13 protein-coding genes are annotated in these 14,205 nt (G+C 73.2%); 5 read left to right on the forward strand and 8 right to left on the reverse strand.

The window, feature by feature from the left end:
• Window positions 1–26: 26 nt before the first annotated feature.
• From AMY39116_RS0337950 to AMY39116_RS0337970, 5 genes are read right to left on the reverse strand one after another with little or no spacing between them, the layout of a single operon-like run.
• Window positions 27–2,351, reverse strand: a complete 2,325-nt coding sequence (locus tag AMY39116_RS0337950) for a glyoxal oxidase (protein WP_027936585.1) — start codon at window positions 2,349–2,351, stop codon at window positions 27–29.
• A gap of 51 nt (window positions 2,352–2,402) precedes the next feature.
• Entirely contained in the window at window positions 2,403–2,888 is a 486-nt protein-coding gene (locus tag AMY39116_RS44250) for a hypothetical protein (RefSeq protein ID WP_020422813.1), read from the reverse strand.
• A 10-nt stretch (window positions 2,889–2,898) separates the two neighbouring features.
• A complete protein-coding gene (locus AMY39116_RS0337960; RefSeq protein ID WP_020422814.1) occupies window positions 2,899–3,159 on the reverse strand; it encodes a hypothetical protein in 261 nt (86 codons plus the stop codon).
• 12 nt (window positions 3,160–3,171) lie between these two features.
• Window positions 3,172–3,489: a hypothetical protein gene (locus AMY39116_RS0337965; protein WP_157358830.1), complete on the reverse strand. Its 318-nt coding sequence runs from the start codon at window positions 3,487–3,489 to the stop codon at window positions 3,172–3,174.
• A gap of 56 nt (window positions 3,490–3,545) precedes the next feature.
• Window positions 3,546–4,472, reverse strand: coding sequence for an Lrp/AsnC family transcriptional regulator (locus AMY39116_RS0337970; RefSeq protein ID WP_020422816.1), 927 nt, complete (start codon window positions 4,470–4,472; stop codon window positions 3,546–3,548).
• 176 nt (window positions 4,473–4,648) lie between these two features.
• Between AMY39116_RS0337970 and AMY39116_RS0337975 the strand changes: the two genes are divergently transcribed.
• A complete protein-coding gene (locus tag AMY39116_RS0337975; protein WP_235716303.1) occupies window positions 4,649–6,139 on the forward strand; it encodes a peptide MFS transporter in 1,491 nt (496 codons plus the stop codon).
• Window positions 6,139–7,353: an amidohydrolase family protein gene (locus tag AMY39116_RS0337980; protein ID WP_020422818.1), complete on the forward strand. Its 1,215-nt coding sequence runs from the start codon at window positions 6,139–6,141 to the stop codon at window positions 7,351–7,353. The genes AMY39116_RS0337975 and AMY39116_RS0337980 overlap by 1 nt, the downstream gene beginning before the upstream one ends.
• A 34-nt stretch (window positions 7,354–7,387) precedes the next feature.
• On the opposite strand, the gene AMY39116_RS0337985 is transcribed toward AMY39116_RS0337980, so the two are convergent.
• The 3 genes from AMY39116_RS0337985 to AMY39116_RS0337995 form a co-directional block, all read right to left on the reverse strand.
• Entirely contained in the window at window positions 7,388–7,891 is a 504-nt protein-coding gene (locus tag AMY39116_RS0337985) for a hypothetical protein (RefSeq protein ID WP_020422819.1), read from the reverse strand.
• Between the two features lie 18 nt (window positions 7,892–7,909).
• Window positions 7,910–8,476, reverse strand: coding sequence for a class F sortase (locus AMY39116_RS0337990; protein ID WP_020422820.1), 567 nt, complete (start codon window positions 8,474–8,476; stop codon window positions 7,910–7,912).
• Between the two features lie 88 nt (window positions 8,477–8,564).
• Window positions 8,565–10,268, reverse strand: a complete 1,704-nt coding sequence (locus AMY39116_RS0337995; protein ID WP_020422821.1) for a GAF domain-containing protein — start codon at window positions 10,266–10,268, stop codon at window positions 8,565–8,567.
• A gap of 119 nt (window positions 10,269–10,387) precedes the next feature.
• Between AMY39116_RS0337995 and AMY39116_RS0338000 the strand changes: the two genes are divergently transcribed.
• From AMY39116_RS0338000 to AMY39116_RS0338010, 3 genes are all read left to right on the forward strand, one after another.
• Window positions 10,388–11,869 carry an aldehyde dehydrogenase gene (locus tag AMY39116_RS0338000; protein WP_020422822.1) on the forward strand — a complete coding sequence of 494 codons (1,482 nt, stop codon included), beginning with the start codon at window positions 10,388–10,390 and terminating at the stop codon, window positions 11,867–11,869.
• Window positions 11,870–11,899: 30 nt separating this feature from the next.
• Window positions 11,900–13,261: an MFS transporter gene (locus AMY39116_RS0338005; RefSeq protein ID WP_020422823.1), complete on the forward strand. Its 1,362-nt coding sequence runs from the start codon at window positions 11,900–11,902 to the stop codon at window positions 13,259–13,261.
• A partial coding sequence (locus AMY39116_RS0338010; RefSeq protein ID WP_020422824.1) for an FAD-dependent monooxygenase occupies window positions 13,261–14,205 on the forward strand: 945 nt, incomplete at its 3' end. The genes AMY39116_RS0338005 and AMY39116_RS0338010, both read left to right, overlap by 1 nt.

Genomic DNA, 14,205 nt, shown 5'->3' on the forward strand with positions numbered 1-14,205 from the left:
CCGGGTGATCTCCGTGAGGGGTGGGATCACCCGGGGCTCAGCCGCACCCACACCGCGGGTGACGGAACACCCGCGTGGTTCATCACCGTCAGCAGGTACCAGCCCGGCGGCGCCAGTTCCGGCGAGCCGGGCAGCCGCATCCGGAGCCGGTCCGTCCCGGCCACGGTCACCGGCAGGTCCACCAGCCGCTGCTCCAGCTCGCTGGAGTGCGTCGTCGCGCCGGGGCGGATCAGCGACGCGCTCGCGATGTCCGCCGCGTCCGGGACGTCGGCCTCCAGCGTGCCGCCGTAGTGCACTTCGGGCGTGGTCACGACGACCAGCGGGCGCGGGCCGGCGAACAGGTACGGCGGCCAGAACACCTCGATGCGCATCTCCTCGGTCTTGCGCGCCGGGTTGGAGCCCGCGGTCACGACCTTGCCGTCCGGCACCAGCAGCGCCACCGAGTGGTACAGCCGCGGCACCCGGCTCTCCGCGGCCATCGTCCACGTCCCGCTCACCGGGTCGAAGATCTCGGCCTCCAGCGCCGCCGCGGCCGCGTGCTCCTCCATCATCGAACCGCCGTTGACCAGCACGGTCCGGTCCGGCGGCAGCGTCGCGCACAGGTGCATCCGGGCCATGTGCAGGTCAGCCGCGGGCGTGTAGCGGGGCGCGGCGGCGGACAGGTCCGCGATGGCGGCCGAGACGGTCGCGCCGGAGTGGTCGTGCATGTCCTGCGGCCCGCCGCCGGCGATCATCACCCGCTGGTCCTGCGCGGGCGGCAGCAGCACGCTCGCCGACTGGTTGCGCAGCCCCGCGTCGGGCAGGCCCGGGACGTCGGTCACCGCGTTGGAAGCGAGGTCCCACACGCCAGGCCGCACCCCGTTGTTGCTGCCGTACTGGCCGCCGCTGTAGAACACGCGGCCGTCGGCGAGCAGGAACAGGTGCCCGTACATGGGCCAGTGCGCCGACCCGGGCCGGGTGGTCCAGCCCGCGCCTTCGGTGTAGACCTCGGGGACCGTGTTGAGCATGCCGGTCTCGTCGAGCCCGGCGACGGCGAGGACCCGCCCGTCCCCCAGCGCGAGCAGCGACGGGTACCACCGGCCGCCCGCCATGTCCGGTTGCGCCGTCCAGGTCAGGGTGTCGGGGACGAACGCGACCGACTGCCGCAGGCCGAGGAACGGGTCGTACTGCCCGGTGCCGCCGGCGGCGAGGAGCCGTCCGTCGGGCAGGAACGCGTGGCCGACGCAGAACAGGTCGACCGGCGTGTGCGGCTGCTCGACCTCCTCGCCGGGGTAGTGCCAGACCGTGGTGCCGTAGAGGTGCGCGTGGTGCCGGTCGGGGTCGTTGCTCGACCCGGCGAAGAACAGCACGTCCCCGGTGCGCAGCAGCGCGGCGTGCACGGCGAGCGTGCCGGAGTCGCGTTCCAGCAGGCGCCACACCCCCATTTCGGGCGCCATGTGCAGGTCGGTGAGCGGGTGCAGCAACCGGTGCAGCGCGGCGTTCTGCCCGGCCGGGTCGTCCACGGCCAGCACGACGAAGTGCGGTTCGCCGCCGACCCCGGCGACGGCGAGGCCGCAGCCCTGGTTCTCCCAGAACCCCCAGTCCGGCACGGGGATCCACGGTCCCCAGCCGTCCGCGGGCCGCACGTCGTCGTCGAGCCGCCAGCCGATCGTGCACAGCGCGCGGTTCTGGCCTGCCGGGTTGTCGACGGTCAGGACGATCAGCTCGTCGTTGCCGTCCCCGTCGAGGTCCGCGACCGCGACGGCCGCGCCCTGGTTGTCCCAGAACCCCCAGTCGGGCACGGCGCGCCACGGTCGCCAGTCCGTCACCACGCCGTCCGGGTTCAGGGTGCCGCTGCGGTAGAAGCCGGCGTTGGCGCCCTCGGGCGCGTCGACCATGAGCACGACGAGCTGCGGGCCGGCGGCGGTGCGGGCGACGGTGATGTCCCCGCCGGCGTTGAGCCAGGCGAACCAGTCCGGCACCGGCTGCCAGGGCGTCCAGCCGCCGGTGACCGCGCCGGTGTCGCGGTCGAGCGACCAGCCGACGCGGTAGAACGCCTGGTTCGGACCGTCCGGCGCGTCGATCAGGTAGACGATCAGGTCGGGTTCGCCGTCGCCGTTCACGTCGGCCACGGCGACCCCGGCGGCGTCGTTCTCCCAGGAGAACCAGTCGGGCACCGGCTGCCAGGCGGTCCACCCGCCGGTCAGGGCGCCGGTGTCGTCGAGCCCGCGCCCGACGCGGTAGAACGCGGTGTTCCGGCCGGGCGGGTTGTCGACCATCAGGAGCACTAGGTCCCCGCCCGCGGTGGCGATCGACGCGCCGCTGTTCTCCCAGGAAAACCAGTCCGGCACGGCGGTGAAATCGGTCTGCACCGGCCCGATCCCACCCGGTCCGCGACCACCCCGGCTAGGGCCGAACGCCTCTTACCCCGGGTACGTGCCCCGGTCTGATGTGGACTTGGCGGGAGGCAGCTGGGACAGATCGTGCCGGTAGTCCTCGGCGTTCTCCGGCAGCAGCGCGCTCAACAGGCCGAGCGCGTGCCGGGCCCCGGCGCTCAGGGCTTCCACGAGTTCCGCTTCGCCGACGGAGGTCCGCCGGACCTCGCGGCCGCCCGAACAGCTGACCAGCACCCGCCCTCCGCCGATTCGCTCGATCGCGAACTCGACCGGCATGTCGGGGAACAACGTCGAGACCCGCTGCTCGGCCGGCAGCCGGGCGAGCAGGGTGCAGATGTAGGCCCACAACTGGTCGACGAGGTCCCAGTGCGTCAGGCCCATGATCTCGACGCCGTCGATCACCAGCTCGATGGCGCCCTCGACGTAGAGGGGGTCCTCCGGCGGATCCGAGGTCGCGAGGAGTGGTTCGAAGGTGCCGTCCTTGCGGCGGAGGAAGTTGCGGATTTCGATCATGGTATCCGGCTCACCCGCCCCACAGGTGGTGCAGCTCGTTGCCCTGGTGGTCCGATGTCGTGAAGCTGCCGCGCACCCACACCGAGATCCCGCCGGGCCAGTACGTCACTTCGAGGGCGCGGACCTGTGTCTCGTCGAGCAGAGCGCACACGTGTTCGCCGTCGGCCAGGTCGTAGCACATCCCCGCCGGTTCGAAGCACACCTGCCCGCCGCCCTCGCCCGCCACGCGGAAACGGAGCGTGCTGCCCGTCCCGTCCGGTGCCTGAGCCAACGCCGTCCCTCCTCAGGGAATCCGGTGCAGCACGGACTCGTGGCCGCCGGTGGCCACCAGGTCCACGACCGCGTCGAGCATCGCCCGCACTCCCGGTTCGGCCAGCACCACCAGATCCGGCGGGCAGGTGAAGTATCCGCCGCTCAGGTTCTCACCGGACCGGCGGTGCCACCCCACGATCCACCTGATCTCCGCGTACGTCAGGAAGGTCGCGGTCCACCTCGTGCCGTCGGTCAGCGTGACCCACGCGTCCGCGTTCTCGACCGATCCGGGAGCGTCGCCGCCCAGCTCCACCTCGAGCACCACGCCCTCGGCGATCATCGTGTGCACGCCCCGCACCCTACGGCCGCCAAGCCCCGCGCCACGACCGATTTCCCGGTCCAGACCTATTCGGCCAGCGGCAGCGCCCGGTCGTTCTCCTCCTTGATGGCCCGCAGGTGCGTCCACGCCTCGACCGTTCGCACGCCCGGCAGGCCGCGCACGCGCTCCAGCGTGGCGAGCACGTCGTCGAGTGAGCCGGCCCGGATGGTGCCGATTCCGCTGCACCAGCCGATCCCGGTGGCCAGGCAGTCGATCTCGTCGAGCGCGGCGATCTTGCGCGCCACGGGTTCGGTGTCACCGTTGACGTCCAGCGCGAACCCCATCGTGTGGATACGGCTCAGCGGCGTCAGCCGCACGAGCGCGCCGACGTGGACCACCCCGGTCTCCAGCAGCCGCAGCACCCGGGCGCGCGCCGCGCCCGCGGAGAGGCCGGTGACGCTCGCCAGCTCGGCGAAGGAAGCCCGGCCGTCGGCACGCAGGTGCGCCAGCAACGCGTGGTCGTGAGCGTCGAGCTCGATGTGCGCGAGCGGGCCGGGGCTCTCCAGCGGCCCGGGCGGGAAGTAGGGGTCCTTCCAGATGCGCAGGTAGGTCATGGTCTGCAGCGCGCGCACCCCGGGCACGGCCTGCACGCGCGCCAGGCCGCGGGCGAAGGACTCCAGGTCTGCCGTGCGCAGCTCGGCGGTGACGGCGAACCGGCCCGCGGTGGTGGTGACGAAGGAGACCTCGCCGAGTTCGGCGACCTGCCGCGCGACCGGGCCCGCGGGGCCGTCGGTCTCGATGGTCACGTGGCCGAGCTGGTGCAGCCCGAACACCGCCGGGTGAATCGCACCGACCAGCCGGAGCCCGCCCTCGCCGAGCAGCCGCTGCACGCGGGCCTTCGTGGTGGACCGGGCCAGCCCGACCAGGCGGGCCAGCGTCTCGTAAGAGGCTCGGCCGTCCTCGTGCAGGGCGCGGACGAGCCGCTCGTCGATCACGTCCAGGTTCCCGTGCACGGGGACAACCTAACGCATACCCAGCCAGCCCGACGATCTGTTCACGCAAATCGCCCATCGAAAGTCGCAACGGCGACACTCAACGCTCACGACAGTCGAATCATGCATTGATCACCGGCCCGTGCGGATGTAACGTCTGCGCCCACTGACACGGTCGGCTCGGAGGTGCGGTGGGCGTGGGGAGTACGGATCGGGTGTTCTTCGGCCAGCCGCGCGGGCTGGTCGGGCTGTTCTTCGCCGAGGCGTGGGAACGGTTCTCCTACTACGGCATGCGCGCGCTGCTGCTGTACTACATGACCGACCGGATCCTGGACGGCGGTCTCGGCATCGACCCGGGCAGCGCGAAGTCGCTGATCGCGGTCTACGGCTCGGCGACGTACATGGCGGCGATCCTGGGCGGCTGGATCAGCGACCGGCTGCTCGGGGACCGGCGGGCGACGCTCACCGGCGGGGTCCTGATCATGTGCGGCCACATCTGCCTCGCGATCCCCGCCGGGGCCGGCGCGCTGTTCGCGTCGATGATCTTCATCGCGAGCGGCACCGGGCTGCTGAAACCGACGATCTCCTCGTCGGTCGGCGACCTCTACGCCCGCGACGATCCGCGGCGCGACTCGGGGTTCAGCATCTACTACATGGGGATCAGCGTCGGGGCGGTCGCCGCGCCGCTGGTCGTGGGCACCGTCGGCGAACGGTACGACTACCACCTCGGATTCGGTCTGGCGGCGATCGGCATGGCGCTCGGACTCGTCGTCTACGTGCGCAGCCAACGCCACCTCAGCCCGCTCAGCAGCGCGCCGAAGAACCCGTTGCGGCTGGGCGAGGTGCCCCGCTCGCGTGTGGTCGCGGTGGCGGCCGGGGTCGCGGTGCTCGTCGCCGTGCTCGCCACGACGATCGGCACCGGCGCGCTCGGCCCGGGCGGGGTCGTCGACCTGATCAGCATGCTCGCGATCGCGCTGCCGGTCGGCTACTTCACGGTCATGCTGCGCAGCAAGCGCACCACCGCGGCGGAGCGGGCGCGGGTGCGCGGCTACATCCCGATGTTCGTCGCCGCGGTCGCGTTCTGGTGCATCCAGGAACAGGGCGCGACCGTTATCGCGCAGTACGCCGACGAGAGCACCGACCTGGGGGCGTTCGGGTTCACCATCCCAGCGTCGTGGTTCCAGTCCGTCGGATCGCTCGTGCTGATCGTCCTGACACCGCTGTTCGCGTTGATGTGGCTGCGGCTCGACCGGTCCGCCCGCTCCCCCGGCACGGCGCACAAGTTCGCGGCGGGCCTGGCGATCGCCGGGCTGTCCTACCTGATGCTCGTGCTGCCCGCGGCGAGTCCCGGCCAGACCAGCCCGCTGTGGCTGATCGGCAGCCTCGCCGTGGTCACGATCGGCGAGATGTGCCTGTCCCCCATCGGGTTGTCCGCCACGACGCGGCTGGCGCCCGCCGCGTTCGCCACCCAGACGATGGGCCTGTGGTTGTCGTCGAACGCCGCCGGGCAGGGCATCGGGGCGCAGCTGGTGAAGTTCTACGACGCCGGGTCGGCGGCCGCCTACTTCGGCCTGCTCGGGATGGGCGCGGTGGTCCTCGCCCTGGTGCTGTTCGCGCTCGCGCCGCTCATCAGGCGGCAGTCCGAACGCGGCCTGTCCACAGTGGAACTCACACGGGAGGGGCAGTGATGACCCGCACCATCTTCCGCGGCGGCACGGTGTTCGACGCCGCATCCCGCACCGCCGGTCCCGCCGACGTGGCGGTCGAGAACGGCTGGATCACCGACGTCGGCACCGGCCTCGACGGCGACGAGGAGGTCGATTGCGCAGGCCGCGGCGTGCTGCCCGGGCTGATCGACTGCCACGTCCACCTCACCATGACCGGCGCGGACCTGTTCGCCGCCGCGCAGGAGCCGTTCTCGCTGCAGTTCTACGAGGGCGCGCGGAACATGGCCAGGACGCTCGCGGCCGGGGTGACCACGGTCCGCGACGCGGCCGGCGCCGACCTCGGGATGCGGGTCGCGCAGGAACGCGGCCTGATCCCGGGTCCGCGCATGCAGATCTCGCTGAACATGCTGAGCCAGACCGGCGGGCACGGCGACCCGTGGTGGCCCTCGACGTGCGTGGTGGACCTGCTGCCACCGCACCCGGGCCGCCCGCCGGTGATCGTGGACGGCCCGGAGGAGATCCGGCGCAAGATCCGCGAACTCGTGCGTGCCGGCGCGGACGTCATCAAGGTCGCGACCAGCGGCGGCGTGGTGTCCAGCGGCGCCGGGCCGCGGATCCCCCACTTCCGCGACGACGAGATCGCCATGATGGTGACCGAGGCGTCGGCGGCGGGCCTGCACGTCATGGCGCACGCGCACGGCGAGGGCGCGAAAGCGGCGGTGCGCAAGGGGGTCCGCTCGATCGAGCACGGTCACTTCCTGGACGACGAGACGCTGGAGATGATGGCCGCGCGGGGCACGTGGCTGGTGCCGACGCTCAGCGCGGGCGTCGGGCTGCGGCAGGCCGTCGAGGCGGGTGTGCCGTACCCGGACCACATCGCCGAGAAGATCCGCCAGAGCTCCGGCGACAGCGTGCGGCGCGCCGTCGACGCGGGCGTGCGGATCGCGATGGGCACCGACGCGCCGCTCTACCCGCACGGCGAGAACCTGCTGGAGCTGGAGCTGCTCGTCGAGCACGGCCTGTCCCCGGCCGAAGCCCTGCACGCCGCGACGCTGTCCGCCGCCGAGCTGATGGGGCTGGAGTCCACGCTCGGCTCGATCGCCCCGGGCAAGCGCGCGGACCTGGTCATCGTGGACGGGGACCCGCTCGACGTGCGCGACCTGGGCAAACGGATCCTCGCCGTGTACCAGGACGGCCGTGCCGTGCACGTGGCCGACCGGGACGTGCCGGACTGACCGGGGCAGTTGCCCTGCCCCGGCCTGGACGCCCTTACCCGGCGTAGGTGCCGTCGCCGGTCTCCGGCGCGCCCTTGGGCAGCACCTTGACCTGCGGTGCCTTCGTCGTGGTCTTCGGCGGCGCGGGTGGCCGCGTCGACGTGCCCGGCCGCGGCTTGGTGGTCGTCGTCGCTGTCGGCGCTGCCGGGCCGGTGATCGTGAACGTCGCGGTCGCCGTGCCGTTGCCTGCCGGGCCGCCGCTGCCGGAGCAGGTGAAGGTGGCCTGGTAGCTGCCGGGTTTCGCCGCGGCCTTCCCGGTGCCGGTGTAGCCGTCCAGGACGCGGGTGAGCGTCACCGGGGCGGCGAGCCCGGGCGAGGTCACCGTGCTGGCGTTGCCCGCGCAGTACGCGCTGAATTCGAGTGTCTGCCCCGGCGACACCGACGACGGCGACACGCTGAGCTTCGGCGGCGGCGCGGTGGCGCTGGCGGCCGGCGCGGCGAGCACCCCGGCCGCGAAGGCGAGCAGCCCGGCGCCGGCGAGGATCTTCTTGTGCTGCATGGTTTCCTCCCAGAATCGTCACCGCAATGCGGCGTAGACGATGATGTTGTCGCGGTAGCTGCGCGCGGCCCGGTCGAAGCTGCCGCCGCAGGTGATCAGCCGCAGCTCGGGCCCGGCGGTGTCGCCGTAGACCGCTTCGGTGGGGAACTCGTCCTTGTCGATCTGCTCAACGCGGGTCACCGCGAACGTGACGGTGGAACCGTCCTTTCGCGACACCACCACCTCGTCCCCCGGCACGAGTTCCTTGAGGCGGTGGAAGATCCCCGGCCTGCCGCCACCGTCCACGTGCCCGAGGACCACCGCAGGCCCCGGCTCCCCCGGCGACGGCCCGAGCCGGTACCACCCGGCCTGCATCGGCTGGGTCACCGGCGGCACCTCGATGGTCTCGTCGGCGTTGAGGCCCAGCGGGACGAGCGTCGAGCGCGCGCCGATCCGCGGGACGTCGAGCGCTTCCGGTTCCACCGGCGCCACGACCTCCGGCTCCGGTGCGGGCTGCACCGGCACCGGCTGCACGGGCGCGGGCTGCGTGGCGCACCCGCCCAGCAGGAGCAGGGTGAAGGCGAGCAGGAACCGCACGGCGACCATGCCGCTAACTCGCTCGCCGCGCCGATCCGGTTGCCGCCGAAACCGAACCGTGATGTCCGGGGGACTTCCGTCCACCTCGGACTTCCGATCACGCCTCGGCGTGCGTCCCGTTCGCCACGTCGAGCACCACCAGCGCGGACTGCGCGTCCACGACGTCGCGCGCCGAGCGCAGGTCCAGACCGCTCAGCGCCTCGATGCGCCGCAGCCGCTGGCTGACGGTGTTGGGGTGCACGGTGAGCGCCGCGGCGGTGGCCTGCCGGTCCAGCCCGGCGGCGAGGTGCACCCGCAGCGTCTCCAGCAGAGCGGTGCCGTGGTCGCGGTCGTAGGCGACCAGCCCGCCCAGGGTGCGGTCGGCGTACTCGCACAGCGGGGCCGGGTCGCCGAGCTGGAGCAGCAACCCGGCCACGCCGAGCCGGTCCAGTGTGATCGTGGCGCCCGACTGCCCGGCGTGGGCGGCGACGGCGAGTGCTCCGCGGGCGACCCGGTAGGCCTCGGCGTGGTTGACGGCAGGCGCGGACACCGCGACGGTGGCGTCGTCGACCCCGCGCGCGGTGAGCAGCGCCCGGCGGAAGCCGTCGACGGACTCGCCGTCGGGCCACAAGGCCACCACGTCCCCGCGGTACAGCGCCACCAGCGGGCGCGGCCGGACACCGGCGGCGAGCCGGGTCGCCTCGGCCACCGCCCGCTGGATCGCGCCCGGCGGCGCCGGTTTCCCGCCCGCCACCACCTGGGCGACGAGCGCGCGGTGCGGGCGCGTCAGGTCGTGACCCAGCAGCCCGGCGCGGTCCCGCACCGACGGGGCCGACGGGTCAGCCCCGGCCAGCAGGTCGGCGAGCAGCTCGCCCCGCAGGTTCTGCTCCACCTCCAGCGCGGTCCGCTGCCGCAGCAGTTCCAGCGACAGCACCACCGACGCGTGCTCCAGCGCCCGGCGGTCCAGCGGCGCGAGCGGACCGCCGGGCAGCCACACCCGGGCGGCGACCTCGCCGGTGAGCACGACGTCGGCCACGACGTGCGCACCGCTCTCCCGCACCAGCTCCGCACGCGGTGACCATGGCCCGGCGTCACCGGCCTCCACCGGGCCGCCCGCGGCGGCGAGCTCCTCGCCCCGCGCGTCGCGGACGAGCACCGGCCTGCCCAGCAGGTCGTGCAGCGCGGCCGCGATCCCGGCGACCCCGCCCGCCTGCACCGCGACGCGCAGCAGCCGTTCGTGGATCCGCTCCGACCGCGTCACCAGGTCGTGCTGGCGGCGCAGGTCGTCCAGCACCCGCGCCGAGGTGATCGCGATGGCGGCGTGCTCGGCGAGCAGCTGGAGCCGGCCGACCTCTTCGGCGCCGAACTCGTGCACGGTGGAGCGGTAGCTGTTGAGCGTGCCGATCACGCCGGAGGCCGTCACGAGCGGGACCGACAGCATCGACAGGTAGCCCTGCTCACGCGCGACACCGCCCCAGACGAAGTCCGGCTCCCGTGAGATGTCCGAGACCGCGCACGGACGGCCGGACAGGAACGCCTGGCTGGACGGCGCCCCGACGTCGGCGGTGGCCTCGATGCGCACCGGCCGGTCGGAGTTGACGCGGGCGACGTAGGCCTCGGTCAGCCCGCTCCACCCGGCGATCACCAGGTTCGCGCGCGCGGTGTCCGGCACCAGGACACCGCAGAAGTCGAGCCCGAGCAGCTCCCGCGCGGTCGCCGCGACCAGGTCGAGCACCTCCCGCAGCCCCTGACCGGCGTTCACCGCCGCGGTCAGGGCGCCGATCGCGCCCAGCCACTCGCGCAGCTCGGAAACCTCATCCACCCCGGAAGTGTCAGCGGGAACACTCCACAAGTCAACTCTGTGTCGCCGCAGACATCGCCCGGCGCAGCGCCGTCGATCAGACTCGGGAAGCGCTCCACCCACGACCGAAAGGGCCCGGGATGTCGACGACGACCACCTCCCCCACCACCGCCGAGACCGGACACGCGCGGCCGATCCTCGATCCGGCCACCGGCCGGGTGCTCGACACGGTGCCGGACAGCACCCTCGACGAGGTCGACGCCGCCGTCGCCCGCGCCCGCGCGGCGTTCCTCGGCGGGCCGTGGCCGTCGCTGACCCGCACCGAGCGCGGACGGCTGCTGCTGCGCGTCGCGGACGTCGTCGAAGGCGCCGCCGAGTCGCTGTACCGGCTGGAGACCCGCAACAACGGCCGCCCGGTGACCGAGACCCGCGCGCAGCTGTCCCGGGTGCCGGAGTGGTTCCGCTACAACGCCGGGCTGCTGGCCGCCCAGCGCGACGCCGTGCTGCCCTCCGACGGCCCGTACCTGACCTACCAGCGGCGCGCGCCGCTCGGCGTGTGCGGCATCATCACGCCCTTCAACCACCCGCTGCTCATCCTCGCCCGCAGCCTGTCCGCCGCGCTGGCGACCGGGAACACGGTCGTGGTCAAGCCCTCCGAGATCACGCCACTGTCCACTGTGGCCCTGGCCGATCTGGTTCGCGAAGCCGGTGTCCCGGACGGCGTGGTGAACGTGGTGACCGGCGGCCGGGAGGTCGGCGAGCGCCTCACCGGCCACCCGGACATCGCCAAGATCACCCTCACCGGCGGCACCGAGGCCGGCCGGGCCGCCGCGGTCGCCACCGCGAAGCGGTTCGCCCGCGTCACCGCCGAACTGGGCGGCAAGACCCCGATCGTCGTGTTCGACGACATCGACCCCGAGGCGGCCGCGGAGGGCGCGGCGTTCGCCGCCTTCGTCGCGGCCGGGCAGTCCTGTGTGGCCGGTTCCCGGTTCCTGGTGCAGCGCGGGAACTACGAGCGGTTCGTCGCCGCGCTGGCCCGCCGCGCGGACGCCATCCGGATCGGCGACCCGTCCGACCCGCGCACCCAGCTCGGCCCGCTGGTCAGCGCCGCGCAGCGGGACAAGGTGCTGAACCTGATCGGCGCCGGGATCGCCGAAGGCGCCCGGCTCGCCACGGGCGGCGGGGCGCCCGACCTGCCCGCGCCGCTGGACGGCGGGTTCTTCCTGCGGCCCACCGTGCTCGCCGACGCCACCAGCGAGATGCGGGTCGCGCGGGAGGAGATCTTCGGCCCGGTCGCCGTCGTCGTCCCGTTCGACGACGAAGCCGACGCCATCGCCAAAGCCAACGACAACCGCTTCGGCCTCGGCGCCGGGGTCTGGACCCGCGACCTGGCCCGCGGCCACCGCGTCGCGGACCGGATCGCGGCGGGCATGGTCTGGATCAACGACCACCACCGCCTCGAACCGTCGCTGCCCTGGGGCGGCATCAAGGAATCCGGCACCGGGCGGGACGCCGGATCCGAGTCCTTCGACGACTTCACCTGGATCAAGACCGTCGTCGCCCGCACCGCCGCCGACGACGCCGACTGGTACGGCGCCGACAGCCCCGGCCGCCTCAACTGACCCCTGTCCCCACGGCAAAGGAGCCGTCCCATGGCCAACCCCTCCGCGCCACCGTGGCGCACCGAGATCACCCGCACCCAGTGGCTGGTCCTGCTGGGCACGACGATGGGCTGGGCCCTCGACGGGTTCGCGGGCAGCCTGTACTCCCTGATCCTCGGCCCGGCGATGACCGAACTGCTGCCGCACAGCGGGATCGCGCCGGCCACCGGCAGCATCGGGCTCTACGGCGGCATCACCGTCGCGTTGTTCCTGTTCGGCTGGGGCACCGGCGGGATCCTGTTCGGCATCCTCGCCGACTACTTCGGCCGCGTCCGCGTGCTGTCCGCGGGCATCGTGACCTACGCGGTGTTCACCGCACTGGCCGCGTTCGCCGACACCTGGTGGCAGCTGGGCGTCCTGCGGTTCATCGCCGGCCTCGGGTCCGGGGTGGAGGCGCCGGTCGGCGCCGCGCTCGTCGCCGAGGTCTGGCGCAACCGCTACCGGGCGCGGGCCTGCGGCGTGATGATGTCCGGCTACGCGTTCGGCTTCTTCCTCGCCTCGCTGGCCTACGCGGTGCTCGGCGGCCACGGCTGGCGGCTGATGATGGGCATCGCCGTGCTGCCCGCGCTGCTGGTGTACTTCATCCGCCGTCACGTGCCGGAGCCGCCGGAGATCAAGGGCTCCATCGCCGCCCGCCGGGAGCGCCGCGCCCGCGGCCACCGCACCGAGCAGGACCGGTTCGTGCTGCGCCGCCTGCTGTCCCGGCCGCTGCTCAAGCACACCCTGGTCGGCACCGCGCTGGCCACCGGGTCGCTGGTCGCCTTCTGGAGCGTGTCCACCTGGTACCCACAGGTGATTCGCCAGGCGGCGACCGCGGCCCAGCTGACGCCGGCGGTGGCCAACGAACGCGTCGCGCTGGCCTCGATGCTGTTCAACGCCGGCGGCGTGCTCGGCTACGCCACCTGGGGTTTCCTGGCCGACGCGATCGGCCGCCGGAAGGCGTTCGCGACCAGTTTCGCGGTCTCGGCGGTCAGTGTCGGGTTCCTGTTCCCGTTCTCACCCGGCTGGGGCGTGTTCCTCGCCGTCATCCCGGTCGCGGGCTTCGGCCTCTACGGCGCGCTGTCCGGGATCCTCGTCTACGGCCCGGAGCTGTTCCCGCCGAGCGTCCGCGCCACCGGGATGGCGCTCTACAACGGCATCGGGCGCTACCTCACCGCGGCCGGGCCGCTGGTGGCCGGTGTGGTGGCCGCGTCCTGGTTCGGCGGCGACCTCGGCCTGGCGACCACGTGCGTCGTCGCGGTCGGGATGCTCGGCGCCATCGGGCTGTTCTTCGCGCCGGAGACCCGCGGCGCGCCCCTGCCCGCCGACCCGGTCCAGCCCGGCCCGGTTCCCGCTTCGGAGGAGATCCACTGATGAGTGCCTACGCAGGCGCCCGCGCCGCCGTGATCGGCGGGTCGATCGGCGGGCTCACCACCGCGCTGCTGCTGCGCGACCTCGGGTTCGAGGTCGAGGTGTACGAGCGCACCCCGACGCCGCTGGACGGCCGGGGCGGCGGGATCGTGCTGCAGCCGGACACCGTGCGCTGGTTCGCCGAGCGCAGCGCGCAGAACCCGGAAGCGCTGTCCACCGCGACCGAGTACGTGCAGTACCTCGACCGCGGCAACGGTGTCGTGCACCGCGCCCGCCGCCGCTGGACCTACACGTCCTGGGGCACCTTCTACCGGGCGCTGCTCGCCGACTTCGGCAGCGAGCACTACCACCTCGGCCAGTTCGCCTGCGGTGTCGCACAGGACGAGGACCGCGTGACCGTCCGGTTCGTGTCCGGGCACCGCGCCGAGGCCGATCTGGTCGTGTTCGCCGACGGCATCACCTCGATCGGCCGGTCCCTGCTCGACCCCGGCGCGCAGCTGGAGTACTCCGGCTACGTCGGCTGGCGCGGCACTGTGCCCGAGCACGAACTCACCCCGGGGACGCGGGAACTGCTCGGCAACGCGATCTCCTACAGCGTGGTCCCGCACTCGCACATCACGGTGTACCCGATCCCCGGCGAGACCGGCCCGTCGGAGCGGCTGATGAACTACGTCTGGTACCGCAACGTGCCGGCCGGCAGTGACCTGGCGGAGATGCTCATCGACAAGCGCGGTTTCACCGGCACCGTGTCCATCCACCCGGGACAGGTGCAGGACCGCTACGTCGACGAGATGCGGGAAACGGCCGCGGAACTGCTCGCGCCCGCCGCCGCCGAGGTGGTCACCCGCACCGCGCAGCCCTACATCCAGGTCGTGTCGGACGTGCGCGCCTCGCGGATGGCGCAGGGCCGGGTCGCGTTGATCGGCGACGCCGCGGCCGCCGCCCGC

Origin of the sequence: Amycolatopsis sp. ATCC 39116, from assembly GCF_000231075.2 — a bacterium.
GTDB classification, from domain to species: Bacteria; Actinomycetota; Actinomycetes; order Mycobacteriales; family Pseudonocardiaceae; genus Amycolatopsis_E; species Amycolatopsis_E tucumanensis.

Coding starts and splice junctions, on each gene's coding strand:
- AMY39116_RS44250 (WP_020422813.1), bottom strand. CDS start 2,888: ATGATCGAAATCCGCAACTTCCTCCGCCGCAAGGACGGCACCTTCGAA.
- AMY39116_RS0337980 (WP_020422818.1), top strand. CDS start 6,139: ATGACCCGCACCATCTTCCGCGGCGGCACGGTGTTCGACGCCGCATCC.
- AMY39116_RS0337985 (WP_020422819.1), bottom strand. CDS start 7,891: ATGCAGCACAAGAAGATCCTCGCCGGCGCCGGGCTGCTCGCCTTCGCG.
- AMY39116_RS0337990 (WP_020422820.1), bottom strand. CDS start 8,476: ATGGTCGCCGTGCGGTTCCTGCTCGCCTTCACCCTGCTCCTGCTGGGC.
- AMY39116_RS0338000 (WP_020422822.1), top strand. CDS start 10,388: ATGTCGACGACGACCACCTCCCCCACCACCGCCGAGACCGGACACGCG.
- AMY39116_RS0338005 (WP_020422823.1), top strand. CDS start 11,900: ATGGCCAACCCCTCCGCGCCACCGTGGCGCACCGAGATCACCCGCACC.